At 63.0% G+C, this 19,287-nt stretch carries 17 protein-coding genes; 13 read left to right on the top strand and 4 right to left on the bottom strand.

Annotated elements, in window-relative coordinates:
- Positions 1-1,379 precede the first annotated feature (1,379 nt).
- Both ACTHNZ_RS08365 and ACTHNZ_RS08360 read left to right on the top strand, forming a co-directional pair.
- Positions 1,380-1,856 carry an AraC family transcriptional regulator gene (locus tag ACTHNZ_RS08365; RefSeq protein WP_440542032.1) on the top strand — a complete coding sequence of 159 codons (477 nt, stop codon included), beginning with the start codon at positions 1,380-1,382 and terminating at the stop codon, positions 1,854-1,856.
- A 14-nt stretch (positions 1,857-1,870) separates the two neighbouring features.
- On the top strand, positions 1,871-2,923 hold the full coding sequence (locus ACTHNZ_RS08360) for a glycosyltransferase family 9 protein (protein ID WP_440542031.1): 1,053 nt from the start codon (positions 1,871-1,873) through the stop codon (positions 2,921-2,923).
- A 32-nt stretch (positions 2,924-2,955) separates the two neighbouring features.
- On the opposite strand, the gene ACTHNZ_RS08355 is transcribed toward ACTHNZ_RS08360, so the two are convergent.
- Positions 2,956-3,405 carry a nuclear transport factor 2 family protein gene (locus tag ACTHNZ_RS08355; RefSeq protein ID WP_440542035.1) on the bottom strand — a complete coding sequence of 150 codons (450 nt, stop codon included), beginning with the start codon at positions 3,403-3,405 and terminating at the stop codon, positions 2,956-2,958.
- Here ACTHNZ_RS08355 and ACTHNZ_RS08350 point away from each other — a divergent pair.
- Positions 3,301-3,561: a hypothetical protein gene (locus ACTHNZ_RS08350; protein ID WP_440542036.1), complete on the top strand. Its 261-nt coding sequence runs from the start codon at positions 3,301-3,303 to the stop codon at positions 3,559-3,561. The genes ACTHNZ_RS08355 and ACTHNZ_RS08350 overlap by 105 nt on opposite strands.
- Before the next feature lie 57 nt (positions 3,562-3,618).
- Here ACTHNZ_RS08350 and ACTHNZ_RS08345 read toward each other — a convergent pair whose 3' ends face one another.
- Both ACTHNZ_RS08345 and ACTHNZ_RS08340 read right to left on the bottom strand, forming a co-directional pair.
- A complete protein-coding gene (locus tag ACTHNZ_RS08345; protein WP_440542030.1) occupies positions 3,619-5,190 on the bottom strand; it encodes a cation:proton antiporter in 1,572 nt (523 codons plus the stop codon).
- A gap of 156 nt (positions 5,191-5,346) precedes the next feature.
- On the bottom strand, positions 5,347-7,230 hold the full coding sequence (locus ACTHNZ_RS08340; RefSeq protein WP_440542029.1) for a chloride channel protein: 1,884 nt from the start codon (positions 7,228-7,230) through the stop codon (positions 5,347-5,349).
- Positions 7,231-7,457: 227 nt separating this feature from the next.
- Between ACTHNZ_RS08340 and ACTHNZ_RS08335 the strand changes: the two genes are divergently transcribed.
- From ACTHNZ_RS08335 to ACTHNZ_RS08315, 5 genes are all read left to right on the top strand, one after another.
- On the top strand, positions 7,458-8,378 hold the full coding sequence (locus tag ACTHNZ_RS08335; RefSeq protein ID WP_440542028.1) for a bifunctional helix-turn-helix transcriptional regulator/GNAT family N-acetyltransferase: 921 nt from the start codon (positions 7,458-7,460) through the stop codon (positions 8,376-8,378).
- 158 nt (positions 8,379-8,536) lie between these two features.
- Positions 8,537-8,698: a hypothetical protein gene (locus tag ACTHNZ_RS08330; protein WP_440542027.1), complete on the top strand. Its 162-nt coding sequence runs from the start codon at positions 8,537-8,539 to the stop codon at positions 8,696-8,698.
- 157 nt (positions 8,699-8,855) lie between these two features.
- Entirely contained in the window at positions 8,856-9,560 is a 705-nt protein-coding gene (locus ACTHNZ_RS08325) for a glycine zipper 2TM domain-containing protein (protein WP_440542026.1), read from the top strand.
- Positions 9,561-9,770: 210 nt separating this feature from the next.
- Positions 9,771-10,103 carry a DUF4148 domain-containing protein gene (locus ACTHNZ_RS08320; RefSeq protein WP_440542025.1) on the top strand — a complete coding sequence of 111 codons (333 nt, stop codon included), beginning with the start codon at positions 9,771-9,773 and terminating at the stop codon, positions 10,101-10,103.
- Between the two features lie 123 nt (positions 10,104-10,226).
- On the top strand, positions 10,227-10,550 hold the full coding sequence (locus tag ACTHNZ_RS08315) for a hypothetical protein (protein ID WP_440542024.1): 324 nt from the start codon (positions 10,227-10,229) through the stop codon (positions 10,548-10,550).
- 144 nt (positions 10,551-10,694) lie between these two features.
- Here ACTHNZ_RS08315 and ACTHNZ_RS08310 read toward each other — a convergent pair whose 3' ends face one another.
- The gene (locus tag ACTHNZ_RS08310; protein ID WP_440542023.1) at positions 10,695-11,348 is read right to left on the bottom strand and encodes a peroxiredoxin; all 654 of its coding nucleotides are present in this window, start codon (positions 11,346-11,348) and stop codon (positions 10,695-10,697) included.
- A 588-nt stretch (positions 11,349-11,936) separates the two neighbouring features.
- Between ACTHNZ_RS08310 and nirB the strand changes: the two genes are divergently transcribed.
- The 5 genes from nirB to ACTHNZ_RS08285 are packed head-to-tail and all read left to right on the top strand — an operon-like array spanning position 11,937 to position 19,151.
- Positions 11,937-14,369, top strand: a complete 2,433-nt coding sequence (nirB, locus tag ACTHNZ_RS08305) for a nitrite reductase large subunit NirB (RefSeq protein WP_440542022.1) — start codon at positions 11,937-11,939, stop codon at positions 14,367-14,369.
- Between the two features lie 19 nt (positions 14,370-14,388).
- Positions 14,389-14,715: a nitrite reductase small subunit NirD gene (gene nirD, locus ACTHNZ_RS08300; protein WP_440542021.1), complete on the top strand. Its 327-nt coding sequence runs from the start codon at positions 14,389-14,391 to the stop codon at positions 14,713-14,715.
- A 16-nt stretch (positions 14,716-14,731) separates the two neighbouring features.
- Positions 14,732-17,449 carry a nitrate reductase gene (locus ACTHNZ_RS08295; RefSeq protein WP_440542020.1) on the top strand — a complete coding sequence of 906 codons (2,718 nt, stop codon included), beginning with the start codon at positions 14,732-14,734 and terminating at the stop codon, positions 17,447-17,449.
- Positions 17,450-17,451: 2 nt separating this feature from the next.
- Complete coding sequence (locus ACTHNZ_RS08290) at positions 17,452-18,027, top strand: ANTAR domain-containing response regulator (protein ID WP_440542019.1); 576 nt, start codon at positions 17,452-17,454, stop codon at positions 18,025-18,027.
- Positions 18,028-18,038: 11 nt separating this feature from the next.
- Positions 18,039-19,151, top strand: a complete 1,113-nt coding sequence (locus ACTHNZ_RS08285) for a CmpA/NrtA family ABC transporter substrate-binding protein (RefSeq protein WP_440542018.1) — start codon at positions 18,039-18,041, stop codon at positions 19,149-19,151.
- The last annotated feature ends 136 nt before the right edge of the window (positions 19,152-19,287 follow it).

Raw genomic sequence — 19,287 nt, 5'->3', positions numbered from 1 at the left:
CGGCGCGCATCATGAATGCCACGCCGCGTGTTACGGATATGCCAGTACAAGTTCCGTATCTCGCCAACGACCCTCGCCAATTCAGCCGCCGACAGACATTCACGCTCCCAAAGCTCCAACTGCTGCATTACCGCCCTCACGCTTTGTTTTGATGTATACGTTTACGTGTGACGAATGGGAGCGCTGAAGGTCGAAACTCTAAAAAGTGTGAGCACGGGGCAACCGCAGCGGAAAGCGGCTTTGCAGTGAGGGGGAGCCGTGCTCGATGCCCACAGCAAGCACTAGCGGCGCCGGTCATACCCGCTACTCGGTCCGGGAGGTCGCCCGGAGGGCGATAACCGCTACGACTTCGCTCATCGGCCGAGGCGGTAAGCCTCTCTGCCTACCGCCCGGACACTCCTAACGCTAGTCGCCCGACAACCTCCTCTTAGAATCTATACCGTGCTCTTTGAGAAGGGTCCGAAGCCGCTGATTATCGCGATACAGCAAAAGAACGCCTATCACCGTAGCGACCGGAAAAAACCACTGACCGGAATAATGGAGAATGGCCCATGCGCCAGCGGCGCACACGATACCCGTTGCAAGTAACGCGATTTTGTCGACAATCCAATTCATTTCGCGGCCCCGGCCTGTAAAGCACGCATTGCATACGATTTGCGTGCAGGTACGTCCGTCAAAACCTCGGGATGGCGCTGAATGAAAACTTGAATGTCCATCGGAACGAGCAAGCCGCGACTGGCGATCCATTGAGCAACTGCACGATACCGAGCCGCAGGGGAGTTCCTATACGGGTCGCCGCACGCCTTCACCGCGTCAGTTGCCACGATCAAGCTTCCGAGCGTCGCACCGACGTAATACGAGGCAGCCATCACACCAACGGCACCAAGCTTTTCAGCGCAGTAGTGGCCCCCACAAGCTCAGCGACCGTAGCGGTAGGCCCAAGCGCTTTCAACGCGCCAAGCATCGTAGTGAACGTACCAATCGCAGTCTGCAACGACAAAAAAAGACTAGACGGAGCGTCAAGCCTAAGTGCGTGCATGTTGTCTTGAAACGCTTTGGAAAACGAAACACAGTCCATACGACAGCCCTCTCAGTAGATTGTTATATGCCGCCAAGCAGCGCACGAATTTTACCAGAGCCAGGACATGCGAAATTTCTCGTTACGCATAACAGTATTTTATTTTTCGTTACTCGTAACACCACGCTTCATTGGGGATAACCCTAGACCACCTCGGATCGGCCCGCCTCTCGATGAACAACGATGAACAATGTAGGGACGTGCGCTGCACGAACGGCTACGATTGCCTCGCTTCATCTACTGGGGCACCATGCCGATGCGTTCATTCCGCCCCACTTCAACCTCTACCGGAGAATCCGAAATGACCAAGCATGACGTCATGATTCGCGATATCGAAGCGTTCGAAGTGTTGACCGTTGACCACGTAGGCCCTTATATGCAGATCGGCAAAGCGTTCGATTCGCTGATGGGATGGCTGGCCTCGCGCGATCTGCTGTCCGGCGAGATGCGGATGATCGGGCTCTACTATGACGATCCCGCAATCGTCAAAGAAAGCGAACTGCGCTCGAAGGCTGGTGTTTGGCTGCCGCGCACGGTGGATGTGTCCGGCAGCCCCGTGCGCGTCACGCCCGTTGCCGGCGGCAAGTATGCCGTCCTACGGCACCAAGGTCCCTACGCCGACATGGCAGCAGCCTATCAATGGCTATACGGCGAGTGGCTCGTCAACTCCGATCACGACGCGGCCGACGCGCCGGTGTTCGAGGAGTACCTCAACAACCCGACAAATACCGCCCCTGCCGAATTGCTGACCGACATCTGCTTACCGCTCGCTTCGTGAGTCGGAAAAAGAACATGCATACGCTTTCTCCCGACGAAGTCCTTTTTTTCCCGGGCTCGCTTCTGTCTGCAAGCGATGAAATCGTGGCCCCGTATGACCTCGAAGCGGGCTGCGCCCCTCTGACGGGCTATCGCGCAGCGCTTTCCGAACGCCGTTTCAACAACGCAAACGCGGCCCCGTTCCGGCTCGATTGGGATCGGATCTCCACGCTTCACATCGTCAACGGCATGGGGGTCACGCTGGGCGATTCGATCATCGGCTTGACGGCGATCAATGCGATCAGGGAGCGCTTTCCGCACGTTCGCATGCACCTGTACCGGCCCGCACTCGCGCCCTCCTACGTCGAGGAACTCTATGTTTTGGCGACCGGAACCGTCATCGACGAATGCGTGAGCTTGCCCTGCCCACTCGCTCGCGTTCCTGCCGATGACGTTGTCGTGGACGCGGGAAATCATCTCTTCTGGCGAGGCTTCTCGAGCGAGCCCATGATCGATTTTTTCCTGGATGCGTTGGGTGTCGATCCGGCATCGATCGACTCCGAACAGAAGCGCAACAGCTGGCTCGGGCGTCTTCCGCAGTTGGACTTGCGCGATGCTTCGAACGGCGCGCAGCCGTATGCCCTCTTCTGCCCGACCGCCAGCACGTCCCTGCGCAGCATTCCGGCCAAACATCGCGCGCGCTTGGTCGATTTGCTTCACCGCACCTACGGGCTGCCGGTGCTCGGCTTCGGCGCTGTCGAACACCCCGCATACCGCGACGTCAGAGCCGCCAGTGACTCGACGGCCGCATTCCTTCGCTTGATAGGCAACGCTGCGTTCGTCATGACGGGCGACAGCGCGGCGCTGCACATCGCAGCGGGGTTCGGCGTTCCCACCACTGCGTTTTTTTCGAGCATCGAACCGGAGATGCGGGCAAAGGACTACCCCCTCTGCCACTCGGTAACCCTGCATGTCCCTTCACTCCGAGGGCTGCAGGCGAGCAGCCGCGCAGCGGACTTGCAGATGCTCGACGACGCCTTCGAGCACTGCCTAGCCGCGGGATCGATCCTGCCGCGCTTGCCTTCGTGAGGCGCCTGCCGCCAGGGCAGACGGGCTCGATCCTACGCAACCTTGGCTCGCCAAGCGGCCAGACCGCGTTTCGCTTGCAAGCGAATGGCATTCTGAACGAATGGCGTCCACCCCAACAAAGCGCCTTTCGCGCCCAAGGCCTGTGCCGCCCATCGCCATAAGTCGAAGCGATCGCGATGTTCGACGATCAGGCCGTCGCGCAAAACGAATTGCGCTTCAATTCGATTGACGATCCTTCTGCCCGTTTGGCTGAACAAATAGCTCGCAATCCAATGTGCGTGCCCACCGTGATCGTCGGCGGATACGTCGCTGAAGGTAAGTGAGAATTCCTGAGCGCGGGATAGGAGCATTCGCCACATGTCGCGTGCTGCGTCACCATGAAGCTCACCGAATACAGGATCGCTGAAGATGACGTCCGCCGCGTAGCACGCCGCCATCGTTTCGGCGTCGCGCCGTTGAAACGCTTCGTAAAATCGCTCGATTACTGCCGTATTCGGACCGGTCATGGTCGTAATAATGGTTTGTTGTTGTTCAAGAACCGATTTGAAAACGATATCAGCCTGGTTTCGATGCTGTCAATGTCAATAGGCCGGGGTTTCGCGCCCTTCCCATTCATCTCGAACAAAGGTTTCCGATAGGCCCGCCGGAATCATCCCCCTTGCCCCGCGTCGCGGGGCTTTTTTGCTCACGGGTGCTCAAGCGACCCCGGCACCGGCACCGCCCGCCGACAACTCGGCCCAATCCAGTTCCTGCACGAGAATTCGGTAAGCCTGGTCGCCGATGACTTCTCGATCGCGAAGTTCGTTGACCTTGCCGCGGGCCGCCGCAATCGCGCGTCGACGCAGCGGTCCGCCAGGTACCTCGGTGAGCGGCTGCTCGCGCTCCTCACTCGTGTTCAAGTCCACGACGGCCTGGTATTCCTTCCTGAGCAGTTTCGCGTGCATCGAATCGTCCTCGCCGATCGAGTCGAGCAGCGCTCGATAGATCAAACTCCGTCCCGTCCGCACTTCCGTCGCCACGAGATCGTCATGGGACAGACGCAGCAAACGTATCATCGGCTTCAGCGTCAGGCCTTGAACGACGAGCGTGCCGAAGGTCACCGCGAACGCGCACAGGAGGATGACGTCGCGGTACGGAAAGGGCCTTCCGTCAGGCAGCGCCTGCGGAACGGCGAATGCGGCGGCCAGCGTCACGATGCCCCGCATGCCTGCCCAGGAAACCACGAAACCGCTTCGCCACGACCGCTTCGGGCGCTTCTCCGGCACGATTCTCTGGTTCTGCCACCGCACGATCGCGCCGTAGCTCATGACCCATCCGAACCGCGTCGCCACGACGACGCCGAGCACGACCGCCGCGACGATGACCGCGTCGAGGCGGGACGTGCTATTGCCCAGCCGCTCCCAGATCGGCCGCAACTGCATGCCGATCAATACGAATGCGAGTGCGTTGAGAATGAAAACGACGGTCTCCCAGACCGCTAGAATCGGCACGCGCATACGCGCCGCCATGCGTGGCCCGCCGCCTCGGGAGATGGTCATCGCGAAAGCCACCATCGTCAGGATGTTGGACAGGCCGACCTTGTCCGCGAGCATCCAGACGCCGAACGTCGCAGCGAACTGCAGGATCAACGAGGTGGGGACGTGGTCGGTCGCCGTCGTGACGGGCCGCAGGACGAACCCCAAACCGATTCCCGCCGCGATGCTGCCGAACACCGTGAGCAGGAATACGGGCAGATAGTCGTCGAGACCGAGCGGTCCCGAAAGCACGGACATGAGCGCGAGACGGTAAACGAACAGCGCGCTTGCATCGTTCAGCAGGCCTTCGCCTTCCAGCACGCTCTGTAGGCGGTGCGGTAATCCGACTTGCCGCATCACCGCCGTGGCAGCTGCCGCATCCGGCGGCGCAACGACGGCACCGACCACGACGGCCACGCCCCACGGCATCCCCGGCACGAGCCGATGGCAGGCGTACGCGACGCCCATCACGGTCGTGCCCACGGCCGCGACGACGAGCCCCGTTATCGGGCGCCAGTTGGCTCGTAGGTCTCTCAACGACGAGTCATAGGCCGCGTCGAGCAAAACGGGCGCCACGAACAGCGTCAAGGCCAACTCCGGATCCAACGTCCAATGCGGAGCCGAAGGCAAAAACGCAAACCCCACGCCTCCCAGCGCCAGCAGCGTGGGATACGGCGCGCCGATCCTGCGTGCCACTTCTGCGAGGCACGCCGCGGCGATCAGCAGCAAGACGATCCATTCGAACGTTTCCACCTGTCGTTTCCCGCACGTCGACTGTTCGGTCCGCAGCGCTGGCCGGAGGGCCCCAAGCGGGTCGATCCTACCGGGAGCGGATACGCAAAACCACCGGGGAACCGGTGGCTTCGGGCGACCCATTCGATCGAAGAGGCAACTGCGGGCGGACCGTGATCAGTCCTGGCGAACGACCGTCGTTTTGCTCTTGCGTTCGACGTCCTTCGATTCTTCGCGTGCCGAAATCTTTTGGCGGCTGACGCCGACAGGCGCTTTCGACGCGTCGTCATCCCTATGAGGTGAACGGACGTCTTCGCCGTTCGCCGTCCAAAGATGCCTGAACTGCTCGCGCTCCCGCTCCTCGGCGAACACGACCGTCGACGGTTTGAGCAGGTCGAACCGTGACACGATGCCGAGCAGCCGAAGCGATTTCTCGTCTTCGACGACCGGAACGCGATCGAGTCCCTTCACGGCCAAACGAGCCGCGACGTTTCTGCATGTCTCGCCGGGCACCGCAACCTCCGGCACCGAGTGCGCAAACAGCGTACCTACCGCCGCGTCGGCATGCTCGGCGCCGGCCCGATCGAGCAGCGCGCGATCGACGACCCCCACGAGCGCACCGGAGGCGACGACCGGATAGGCTCGAAACTTTTGGTGCGCGCCGAAATAATTCTTCAATACGTCGGCCACGGACGTTTTCGCATCGATCGTCGCGGCCGTGCGCGTCATCACGTCCTCGACGTAGTGCCTTTCGAGCGGATCGATGCTGTACTCGCGGTAAATGTGATAGCCGCGTCGCGCAATCTTTTCGGTGAGAATCGAGCGGCGCATGAGCAAGACGGTAAACCCGTAAGCGACCGAGGCGGCCGCCAGCAACGGCAGCAGCGCATTGGCGTCGCCGGTCAGTTCGAACGCGAAGACGGCTGCCATGATCGGCGCGCGCATCATGCCGCCAAGCGCCGCGGCCATGAAGATGAGCGGCCACACCGCCGGATCGCCTCCCGGCATGTAGGGGGCGGCAATGGCGCCCACGCCGGCGCCCATCATCAGCAGCGGCGCCAGCACCCCGCCCGACGTGCCGGAAGCCAGGGCGATGACCCAAATGATCGCCTTGATGAGCACGATCGATACAACGGCCTGCAGCACGAGATGACCTTGCAGCAAGTCGCCGATCACGTCATAGCCGACACCGAGCGCGCGCGGTTGAAAGTACCCGCCGATGCCGACGGCGATCGCACCCAATGCCGGCCACCACATCCAATGGATCGGCAGCTTGCCGAACGCATCCTCCATCTTGTAGAGCCAGCTGGACAGCCCCCACGACAAGGCACCGGCGATCACGCCGGCGAAAGCGGACGACAGAAGACCGACGGGACCGAGGACGGCCGTGTGCAGCGGAAACAACGGCCCCGAACCGAGCAGCAGCGGCCGCGTGAACCCGGCTACGGCACAAGCGATTGCGACCGGCAAGAGGCTGCGAGGCCGCAATTCGAAGAGCAGCAGTTCGATCGCGAGCAGCACGGCGGCGACAGGCGTACCGAAAACGGCGGTCATGCCGGCCACTGCCCCCGAAACCAGTAGCGCCTTTCTTTCCGCACTCGTCAGGTGAAAGAACTGCGCGATGAGCGAGCCGATCGCGCCGCCCGTCATGATGATCGGCCCCTCCGCACCGAACGGCCCGCCGCTGCCGATTGCGATGGCGGAGGCGAGCGGCTTGAGTACGGCCACTTTCGGCGACATCTTGCTTTTGCCGAACAGGATCGCTTCGATCGCCTCCGGAATGCCGTGACCGCGAACCTGCTCCGACCCATAGCGGGCAATGACGCCGACGAGCAGCCCGCCGATAACCGGCGCGACGACGACGAGCCAGCCGAGCGCATTCTCGGACGGCGAGTGGTTTGCGGTCGATAGCTGTTGGAAGAAGAACAGGTTGGTGAAAAACCGAATCAGATGCAGAAGAAAATCCGCGGCGACCGTGCTCAATGCCCCGCCGGCGGCGGCAATCGCGCTGATGCGTAAAAGCCGAACGTCTGTTGCGAAATCGCCTTTGTGATCGCTCATGAACATCCCTAGTCAAACGGCCGAACGGCGTCGGCCAGTGGCCCTATATATATCACAGTGTGATGTATTGTGCGAAGCGAGGCGGCAGCCTCCTTAAAGGAACGCGCTCGGCATCCGAGCAACGATTGCGCCCTTTCCGCGCCACGCCGGATTCGTGCCCGCTCCGATTGACATAGTTGCCCAAAGCAACTAAAACACTGCTACAGGCAACTAATGAGCGCCCAGCGATGTCTACCTGCCCGCACGATGACCGGATCGAAACCGTTCGACGCTTCAACCGCTTCTACACGCGCCAAATCGGCGTGCTCCACGAGCATCTGCTCGATAGCGATTTCTCGCTGACGGAGGCACGCGTCCTCTATGAATTGGCGCACCGTGAAGGGCTGACGTCGGCGGATCTCTGCAGAGAACTGGGTCTCAACGCAGGCTACGTGAGTCGCGTCATTGCCCGATTCGAGAAGAACGGGTTGCTCGTGAAGACGCGCTCGGCTGCTGACGCCCGCGCTTCGCAGTTGCAACTGACGGACCACGGGCGCGCAAGGTTCGCGCCGTTGAGCGAAGCCTCGCGGCGTGAGGTCGGCGCGATGCTCGAGCGGCTGGCGGCGCCGGCTCAGCGGCAGTTGGTCGATGCGATGGCCGAAATCGAATCCCTGCTGAGCGCTCCCGAGCACACCTACGTGCTCCGCGACCCGAGGCCCGGCGACATGGGTTGGATCGTCAGTCGGCAAGCCGTCCTGTACGCGCGGGAGTACGGATGGAACGCGCAATTCGAGGCGCTCGTGGCGGAAATCGTCGCCAAATTCATTCGCGAATTCGATCCGCAAGCCGAACGATGCTGGATTGCAGAGAAAGACGGCAAACCCGTGGGTTCAGTGTTCGTCGTCCGGCAAGACGAAGAAACGGCAAAACTGCGCTTGCTCTACGTCGAGGCGAGCGCTCGAGGGCTCGGCATCGGGCACCGCCTCGTCGACGAATGCCTGCGCTTTGCGCGGCTCGCAGGTTACAAGAAGATGATGCTGTGGACGAACAGCGTGCTGGCCGACGCCCGCAGGATCTACGAAAAGGCGGGGTTCCAACTCGTCGAGGAAGAACCGCATCACAGTTTCGGGAAGGATCTCGTCGGACAGGTCTGGGCGCGTACGCTGTGAACCCGGCCCGCTGTTGTTATTGTGCAACGCGGCATGCGAATGTCCTGGCATTTATCGCCGTAAACGAAAATTTTTGTGCAGCGCACTAGCGCGATGCTAGGGAAAACCCTAGAATGCCAACTAAGGGATAACCCTGAAGCATTCAACCGGGAGTTGCCATGAGCCTCGTCTTCTTCGCCGTCATTCAAAAGATCAGCGATTTCTTCGCTTCGCCGCACCTGCCGCTCGATTCCGACTATTCGTTCGAGGCGCGCCACCGCGAAGCCGAGCGCATTCGTCTTTCGCAAGCCACCGTGTTCGGGATTCGCCTCATCGATTAACCGACCCGCCTCGCATAGTGCGCCTCGGCTCTTTCGGGCCGATCGCGGCGAAGGCTTCGACGTTTTGCGCTACAAGTACTTACAAATGTCACCGATGTAGCGTCCACCGCGCAGCCTCCTTCGGCGTTTTTGACGGCATCCACCCACGGAGCCAGTCATGAACGTCAACTTGCCGTCCAACCCGCAAAGCAACCGCATCCATCCGCTCATCGCCGCTGCCGCGGTTGCGGTCATTCTCGTCAGCGGTACGGGTATCGCCGCCATCGCCGGATGGCTGCCGACATCGCACGCCGTCTCGGCCCCGCTCGGTCAAAGCGCCGCGAGCGCGATGCAAATCGCGAGCGCTCCCGTCACCGCCGAGCCTGCACTGAGTGCACCGCGCAGTGCAAGCAATGAGAGCAACGAAGCGGCGCGCGTCTCTCGGCAACATCATCACGTCGTCAGGACGACGCCTGCCTATCGCGACGGCGAGGGCAGCTATCAGAACGCCGGCGCCTACGGCTCTGCCGCTCCGCGCGCATCCGCCTATGATCCGAACGCGGGAGAAGTCGTCGCGATCAATCCCGTGCAGTCTCCCGAGCCGGCGACCGGCATCGGCGCCGTCGGCGGTGCGATCGCCGGAGGCCTGCTCGGCAATCAATTCGGCAATGGCCGCGGACGAACGCTCGCGACGATAGCCGGCGCTGTCGGCGGCGGCTTTGCCGGCAACGGCATCGAACATGAAGTCCGCAAAGCGACGTCGTACCAGGTGCAAGTACGCATGCAAGACGGCAGCTATCGCAACTTCGATTACCCGACTCAGCCGCCGTTTCAGCCGGGCGAGCACGTGCGCGTCGTCGGTGGATCGTTGGCCGCGGCGTAGCCGCGCAGCGCAATGGAGCCGTGAAGATATCGACGATGCAAGGCGATGCATCGTCGTATCTTCCGCATCTTCGGTTACATCGCCTTACATCGGCTACCGGACATCCGATCCATCGGTTAACCGATCCTTAAGCTTGACCGAGCACACTGGGATCGTGGGCTGCGAGCAATCGCCGCTTGCAGTCGGACCACGGACTAGGAGGTGCCGATCATGAAATTCACGATTCGAACCGTTGCACTCGCGTTAGCGCTCGTACCTGCCGCTGCCTTTGCTCAAGCGTCCCATCAACCTATGACGCATCAACAGGTCATGGATCAGCTGACGCAGCTCAGGCAAGCCGGCTATAGGCCGAACAACATTCACTATCCCGCCGACATCCAAGCCGCTGAAGCGCGCGTGGCTTCGCGAGGCGGCTCGACCATGACACCGCAAACCGGATACGGCGGTACGCCCGACGAAGGAATGCAATCGGGCCATTCGGGGCAAACGGGATATCAGCCGATGACGCATAGCGGCTGGCGTACGATGTACGCTCATCACTGAGGCCGATTCGCGCGCCGATTTACCGATGATGCGATGCGACCGCAAAATCGGCGCGCATCGCATTGTTGGTGATGGGACGCAACGGCGCTACACTCGGGGCATCTCTCGCTCCGGAGCGCCATCATGACCGAGATCGATCCCGAGCGGACCTTCCGCGGGCTTCCGCTCACCCCTGAGCAAGATGCGGAGATCCGGCACTACATCAAGGTGTGCAAGAAGCACGGCAAGCCTTGGGATACGCCGGAACTCGAGGCGATGCTACAGGACATGCTCGAGCCGCCGGGCGAAGACGAAGCCGGTGAGGAATTGGATACCGATTTCGGCAACGCACGCACCGCGGCGGAACGCGCCCAGTTTTCCATCGACGACGAGACGAATCCGATCGAAGCCTCGGAAGAATGGCACGCGGCGATGGAATCGGAGACGATGAAGCGGCTCGACCATTGAGCCGCTGAGGGCCGGCACCCGTCTGCCGCGTTCGCGCATGCTTTGACGTCACGCGGAACAGACAAGGATCGCCGATGCTTCGACTGCCGCGCGCCGGACTGCCGCGGCAGCCCGACGCGCCGATGCGTGCTCCGCAGCGTTGCCTTACTTCGGCTGCGCGACCGTGCGCAGGTACGGCTTCAGCGTCTTGAACCCTTGCGGATACTTCTTCTTGGCGTCTTCATCGGATACCGACGTCGGGATGATGACGTCGTCGCCCGGATGCCAATCGGCCGGCGTCGCCACGCCGTGCCCCGCGTTCATTTGCAGCGCGTCCACCAAGCGCAGCACCTCTTCGAAGCTGCGGCCGGCGCTCATCGGGTAGATCAGCATCGCCTTCACCTTCTTATCGGGGCCGACGATGAACACCGAGCGAATCGTGGCGTTGTCGTTCGCCGTGCGTGTGCCGCCGCTCGCGTTCGGGTGAATCATGTCGTACAGCTTGGACACCGTGAGGTCCGCATCGCCGATCAGCGGGAAGTTCACGGCATGCCCTTGCGTCTCGGCGATGTCGCCTACCCACTTGCTGTGATCGCTGACGGGATCGACGCTCAGGCCGATGACCTTCGTCTTGCGCTTCTCGAACTCGGGCTTCAGGCGCGCCACGCTGCCGAGCTCCGTCGTGCAAACGGGCGTGAAATCCTTCGGATGCGAAAACAGAATGGCCCAATTGTCGCCGATCCATTCGTGGAACTTGATCGTGCCTTCGGTGGTTTCAGCAGTGAAATCGGGCGCTACGTCGCCGATGCGGATGGTCATGGTCGAACCTCCTCGGATAACTGTGTTGGCAAACAGAAAAGTCCGCATGAGGCACGCCGCGCAGCAAGCGCGCATCGAGCGGGATGAATGAAAAGCGAGGCTCCGAATTATAGACGCCGATCCGGCCCGCCATCGGCCAACCCACGCACCGAAGCGGACACCGCCGCGCCGAACGGGTGCGGCGTTCGTGCCGCGCTGCACTGCTGCAGTGCGGCACGAACGGTCGCGTCGGAGGCCACAACGGTACCACATTCGCGCAAACCCTTTCCAGTCAAGCGTTTCAAGCAATTGGCATAAGCTTTGCATAGATGTCGCCCGTACCCGGCAATGGCGTCGGGATGCATGCAACGCAACGCGATTGCGAGGCGATGGTAGCGAAACGTAGCGCACAGGAACGACTGCAAGCGTGCGTCTCTCGCCCCTCTCCGCGCAATGGCCCACGCTTCAAGGACAACGGCGTCCCCTCGTGCACCGGCACGAGCGGACGCCGTTTTCGTTGACGCATGCCATCGCTGTTTTGTTTTCGTACTTTCCGTCGCGCACCGACGCTGCGACTTCAACGGCTCAAGGATCAAGGAGTAACCCACGATGAATGCGCCCCGACTCGTCGTAATCGGCAACGGCATGGCCGGTATCCGCACGATCGAAGAATTGCTCGCGCTCGCGCCGAACCAATACGAGATCACGGTTTTCGGCGCCGAGCCGCATCCGAACTACAACCGGATTCTGCTCTCGCCCGTGCTCGCCGGCGAACAGACGTTCAACGACATCGTGCTCAATCCGCTCGAATGGTACGAGCAAAACGGCATCCGTCTGCATCTCGGCAAGACCGTCTCGGGAATCGACCGCAAGCGGCGCGTCGTCACGACGGAGGACGGCGTCGAGGCACCCTACGACCGCCTGCTCATCGCAACGGGATCGCAGCCGTTCATCCTTCCGGTTCCCGGCGCCAAGCTCAAGGGCGTCATCACCTATCGCGACATCGGCGATACGCAGGCGATGATCGACGCCGCCACGGTCAAGCGGCGCGCCGTCGTGATCGGCGGCGGTCTGCTCGGGCTCGAGGCGGCCAATGGCTTGAAGCTGCGCGGCATGGACGTGACCGTCGTTCACTTGGCCTCGACGCTGCTCGAGCGGCAACTCGACGAAAACGCCGGGCGGTTGCTGCAGCGTTCGCTGGAAGCGCGCGGCCTGCAGTTTCTGCTGTCGAAAGCAACGACCGAAATCGTCGGCAACGAAGCCGGCGAGGTCGCCGGCGTGCGTTTCAAGGACGGCTCGGAAATCGAAGCCGACCTGGTCGTCATGGCCGCCGGCATCCGGCCGAATACGACGCTGGCCGAAGCAGCGGGCCTGCACTGCAACCGCGGCATCGTCGTCAACGACACGCTGCAGACCTACGATCCGCGCGTCTACGCAGTCGGCGAGTGCGTGAGCCATCGCGGCGTTGCATATGGCCTCGTCGCGCCGCTGTTCGAGCAAGCCAAAGTATGCGCGAACCATCTCGCCTTGATGGGCATCGGGAGCTACAGAGGCTCGGTCTTGTCGACCAAGCTCAAGGTCACGGGCATCGATCTGTTCTCCGCGGGCGACTTCGTCGGCAGCGAAAACACCGAGCAGATCGTGCTGTCGGACCCCGCGAGCGGCGTCTACAAGAAACTCGTGATCGAAGACGACCGCTTGGTCGGCGCCTGCCTTTACGGCGACACGGCGGACGGCGCGTGGTACTTCAAGCTCCTGCGCGAAGGCCGCAAGCTCGGCGAATTGCGCGATCGTCTGATGTTCGGCGAATCGAGCATCGGCGATGCGGGCGTCCAAGGACACAATCGCGCGGCCGCACTCGCCGATTCCGACGAAGTATGCGGATGCAACGGCGTTTGCAAAGGCACGATCGTCAAGGCGATCACCGAAAAGGGCCTGTTCACGCTCGACGAAGTGAAGAAGCACACCAAAGCCGCGAGCTCGTGCGGTTCGTGCTCGGGTCTCGTCGAACAAATCTTGATGAGCACGGTCGGCACGAGCTTCCAGGAAACGCCCAAGACGAAGGCGATGTGCGGCTGCACGGACCGCACGCACGACGAAGTGCGCAAGGCCGTGCGCGAGCATAAGCTGCTCACGCACCGCGCCGTCTACGATTTCCTCGAATGGCGCACGCCGAACGGATGCTCCACCTGCCGCCCCGCGGTCAACTATTACCTTGTATCGACCTGGCCACGCGAGGCCGTCGACGATCCGCAAAGCCGCTTCGTCAACGAACGCGTGCACGCGAACATTCAAAAGGACAACACGTTCTCCGTCGTGCCGCAAATGAAAGGCGGCGTGACGACGCCCGACGAGTTGCGCCGCATCGCCGACGTGGCCGACAAGTACCAGATCCCGATGGTCAAAGTCACGGGCGGCCAGCGGATCGATTTGCTCGGCGTGAAGAAGGAAGACCTCGTGGGCGTGTGGAAAGACCTCGGCATGCAGTCGGGCCACGCCTACGGCAAGTCGATTCGCACCGTGAAGACCTGCGTGGGCAGCGAATTTTGCCGCTTCGGAACGCAGAACAGCACGCAAATGGGCATCGATCTCGAGACGATGCTCGCGAACATGTGGTCGCCGCACAAGGTCAAGCTCGCCGTTTCAGGCTGCCCGCGCAATTGCGCCGAGGCCGGCATCAAGGATGTCGGCGTGATCGCCGTCGACAGCGGCTGGGAGCTCTATGTCGGCGGCAACGGCGGGATCAAGACCGAAGTCGCGCAGTTCCTGGCGAAGGTCAAGACGGCCGACGAGGTCAAGGAGTACACGGGCGCGTTCTTGCAGTTGTATCGCGAGGAAGCGCACTACCTCGATCGCACGGTTCACTACATTGCCCGCGTGGGGCTCGACTATGTGAAGCGCAAGATCGTGGAGGATGCGGCCAACCGCAGCGCGCTGTACGAACGCCTGCTCTACGCGCTCGAGGGCTTGCCCGATCCGTGGCAGGCGCGCATCAAAGGCCAGCACGAGCGCGAATACATTCCGCTGAAAGTCATCGCTTGAGGGCAACGCAAAAATGGATATGACGATTTCCCCCGCCTCCACCTGGACGCACGTTTGCAGCGTCGCGGACATTCCGCGGCTGGGCAGCCGCGTCCTCAAGCGCGACGACGGCGACATCGCCTTGTTCCGCACGGCCGACGATGAAGTCTTCGCGCTGCACGATCGCTGCCCGCACAAGGGCGGTGCGCTCTCGCAAGGCATCGTCCACGGCAAGACGGTGACGTGCCCGCTCCATAGCTGGAACATCGCGCTCGAAACGGGCGATGCATGCGCGCCCGACGAGGGTTGCACGATGCGCTTCGCCGTGAAGGTCGAGGGCGAAGCCGTATTCGTCAACTTCGCATGACGGGGGCCACGTCGCGATGAAAACCGTCACGCGTTCGACGTGTTGCTACTGCGGCGTAGGCTGCGGCGTGCTCATCGAAGCCGAGCATGGCCATGTGACGGGCATCGAAGGCGACCCCGATCATCCGTCCAACTTCGGCAAGCTGTGCACGAAAGGCCGCTCGCTGCCCTTGACGGTCGCAGGCCATGCCGGCCGAGCATTGCACCCCGAGGTGCGGCTCACGCGCGAGTCGGAGCGCTTGCCGACCGAGTGGTCGCACGCGCTCGACCACGTGGCGGCCCGTTTTGCCGACATCATCGAACGCGACGGCCCCGACGCCGTCGCATTCTATGTTTCCGGCCAGCTCCTGACGGAGGACTACTACGTCTTCAACAAGCTCGCGAAGGGGCTGATCCGCACGAACAACATCGATACGAACTCGCGCTTGTGCATGTCGAGCGCGGTCACCGCATACAAGAAGTCGCTGGGTGCCGACGGTCCGCCCACCTGCTACGAGGATCTGGAACTCGCGAAGACGGTGCTGTTCGCCGGCAGCAACATGCCTTACGCCCATCCCGTGCTCTTCCGGCGCTTGGAAGAAGCGAAGGCGAACGACCCGTCCGTCAAATGGATCGTCGTCGATCCGCGCCGCACCGACGTCGCCGCGCTGGCCGACCTGCACCTCGCGATCACGCCGGGCACCGACGTCGCGCTGTTCAACGGCATGCTGCACCACATGATTTGGGAAGGTGCGATCGATCCGGCGTACATCGCTGCCCATACGAACGGATTCGACGAACTCAAAGCACTCGTGCGCAGCTACACGCCCAGCATGGCCGCGGAAATCTGCGGCATTGCCGAGCGCGATCTGCTGCAAGCCGCCGAATGGTTCGCGGCGAGCCCCGCATCGCTGTCGCTCTACTGCATGGGGCTCAATCAGTCGAGCCACGGCACCGACAAGAACCTCGCACTCATCAACTTGCATCTCGCCACAGGGCAAATCGGCAAGCCGGGTGCGGGGCCGTTTTCGCTCACGGGCCAACCGAATGCCATGGGCGGGCGCGAAGTCGGCGGGATGGCGACGATGCTCGCCGCGCATCGCGACATCGGCAATGCCGCGCATCGCGCCGAAGTCGAAGCGTTGTGGGGCGTGAGCGAACTGTCGGCACGCCCCGGCTTGCCGGCGGTCGATCTGTTCGATGCCGTCGCCGAAGGAAAGGTCAAGGCCATTTGGATCGCCTGCACGAACCCGGTGCATTCGATGCCCGACATCGAGCGAGTGCGCAAGGCATTGCGCACCGCCGAGTTCGTCGTCGTGCAAGAGGCGTTCGAGCAGACGGATACGGTGCCTTACGCCGACGTCTTGCTGCCCGCCTCGAGCTGGGGCGAGAAATCCGGTACGGTCACGAACTCCGAACGCCGGATCTCGCGCGTGCGCGCGGCCGTCGAAGCGCCTGGCGCGGCTCGCCCCGATTGGTGGATCGCGAACGAGGTCGCACGCAGGCTGGAAGCGCGATTGTCCCCGCAACGCAGCGGTGAGGCCTTCGCCACGGGGCCGTCCTTGTTTCCGTTCGAATCCGAGCAGGACGTTTTCGACGAGCACCGCACGCTCACCGTCGGGCGCGATCTCGACATCGGCGGGCTATCCTATGAGCGCCTCGAGCGGAGTGGCCCGCAGCAATGGCCGTTGCCGGCAGGTGCAAAGACGGGGTCGGCACGACGGTACACCGACGGCGTCTTCGCCACGGACGACGGCCGCGCGCGCTTTCATGCGCCGCACTATCAGAGCGTCGCCGAGCCGGTCGACGCGCGCTACCCGTTCCGTCTGCTGACGGGGCGCCTGCGCGATCAATGGCACGGCATGAGCCGCACGGGGCGAGCCGGCCAGCTCTTCAATCATGCCCCCGAAGCCACGCTGTCGATCCGCCGCGAAGACGCGGCACGCCGCGGCCTGAAGGACGGGGACCTCGTCACGGTCGCGAGCCGCCGCGGCCGGCTCGTCCTGCCGCTCGAGACGACCGACGATCTCGCCCCGGGGACCGTATTCGCGGCCATGCATTGGAGCGGCCAGTTTCTCGACAGCGGCGGCATCAACGAAGCGACGATCGGCGCGGTCGACCCCGACTCGAAGCAGCCCGAGCTCAAGCACGCCGCCGTACGCATCGAAGCGGCCAAGCTCCCGTGGCGGCTGGTCGCGGCCAAGCGAGGCGACGTGCTCGCGCTGCGCACCGCCGTGCAGCCGCTGCTCGCGCAACGCCGCTATGCATCGATTCGCGTCGAAAGCGACGACCTCATCGTCGTCAGCGCGGCGGATGCCGAAGCCGACCCAGCTTGGGCCGAACAGCTGCACGATGCGCTAGGATTGGCACGAGGCGACGATCTGCTCGAGTACCGCGACGCGCGGCGCGGCCGTGCCCAGCGGGTCGCGTGGCGCGAGCAATTCATCGACGGCTTTTTGCTTACCGGCGAAACGAGCCCCGCCGCGGCGCTGATCGAGCAGATTCGGTCGGCAGCGCCGTGGGACGGTCCGCGCCATGCGATCATGCTGCTTGGCGGCGATACGCCCCAGCGCCCGCGCGCGCCGCGCGACCGCGTCGTCTGCAATTGCAAGCAAGTGACGCAATCGCAGATCGAGCAAGCGATCGCCAACGGCTCGGCGCTGGACGAATTGAAATCGACGCTCGGCTGCGGCACCGTCTGCGGCTCGTGCGTTCCTGAAATCAAGCGATTACTGACTGCGACGACACCCGCTTGAGAATGTTGCGTATCTTGCTCGTCACCGATACCGAAAAACCGATCGGCGAACTGCGCGAGGCCCTTGCACGCCTGGGCTACGACATGCTGCCCGAGGCCGCCGCGCCGCATGCGTTACAGCAGGTGGTGCAGCGCGAGCGGCCCGACGTCGTCATCATCGATACGGAGTCTCCCTCTCGCGACACGCTCGAGCATTTGGCCGTCATGAACGAAACGGCGCCGCGGCCCGTTCTGATGTTCAGCCATGACGCGGATCAGCAGTTGATTCGCTCGGCCGTCGACGCAGGCGTCACCGCCTACACGGCGGAGGGCCTCACACCCGACAAGCTCGCGCCGATTCTCGAGGTCGCGCTGGCGCGTTTCGCGCATGAAGAAAAGTTGCGGCAGCGCTTGGCCAAGGTGGAAGCCGAACTAGACGACCGCAAGACGATCGACCGCGCAAAACGTCTGTTGATGGAGCGCGGCAAACTCTCCGAACAGGACGCATACGCCACCTTGCGCAAGCGCGCGATGGATGCCGGCGTGCGGCTGGCCGAAATCGCTCGCCGCGTAATCGAAGCGACGGACTCTTCCAAGTAGGTAGCAAGACTATGGACATCGCAACGCCGAGTGGGGCCGCCCCCGAAAAGACTCACCTGCGGATCGGATTCGTCGCGCTGTCCGATGCGGCGCCGATCGTCGCGGCCAAGGTGCTCGAATTCGGCCATCGGCACGGGCTGACGCTCGAACTGTGCCGGCAGCCTTCCTGGGCCGCCGTGCGCGACAAGCTGCTCTCGGGAGAGATCGATTGCGCGCATGCGCTGTACGGGCTCGTGTACGGCGTGGAGCTCGGCATCGGCGGGCCGCGCGACGACATGGCGATATTGATGGTGCTCAACCGCAACGGGCAAGCCATCACGTTGTCGACGCCGCTCGCGCGTGCGCTTAAGACGCATGGCAGCCTGAAGGCAGCGCTCGCCACGCTCGACAAACCTCCGGTGTTTGCACAGACGTTTCCGACGGGAACGCACGCCCTGTGGCTCTACTATTGGCTCGCCGCCAACGGCGTGCATCCGCGCGACGACGTCGAAAGCGTCGTCATACCGCCGCCACGCATGGTCGATGCGCTCGAGCGCGGCACGCTCGACGGATTTTGCGCAGGCGAGCCCTGGCATGCGGTCGCACAGGCGCGCGGGGCCGGCGAGACGGTCGTGTCGACGAGTGAGATTTGGCCGAACCATCCGGAAAAAGTGCTGGCGTGCCGGCGCGGCTTCGTGGAACGCTACCCCGCCACGGCACGCGCGCTCGTATGCACGATGCTGGAGGCGTGCCGATGGGTCGATGCTCCCCTCCATCGCGCTGAAATCTCGTCGTGGCTTGCCAAGCCGGATGCGCTCGACGTGCCACGCGATCTGATCGCGCCTCGTCTAACCGGCGCCGAAAGCGGCCTGAACGATGGACGCTCGCCGCTACCCGTCGCCTTCTTCGATGGCGGCTCGGTCAACTACCCGCGTATCGCCGAAGGACGCTGGTTCCTCGCGCAATATCGCCGCTGGGGGCTGCTGCGTGACGCCGATGCGCCTGCATCCGAAGACGCAGCGATCGCCGCGCGCGTCAATCAAACGAATCTCTATCGGGACGCGGCCTTGCTGGCCGGCATACCGGTGCCCGCAACGGACGCAACTCGCACCGATCTCTTTTGCGACGGCGCCGCTTGGCGTTGAGCGCTGCCCTCCACTGGCTCGCTCGGCCCTGACGATCGCTCGGCGGCCGCATTTGGGCTGACGGTGCACTCGTCGGCACTCGCGTGCGCGACGTCGCGGTGGCCACCATCACCGTCGGTTATTAGCTTATAACCGT

It is taken from the genome of Trinickia sp., assembly GCF_051953955.1.
In the GTDB taxonomy this organism is placed as follows: Bacteria; Pseudomonadota; Gammaproteobacteria; order Burkholderiales; family Burkholderiaceae; genus Trinickia.
This window is presented reverse-complemented; position numbering and strand designations above follow the sequence as displayed.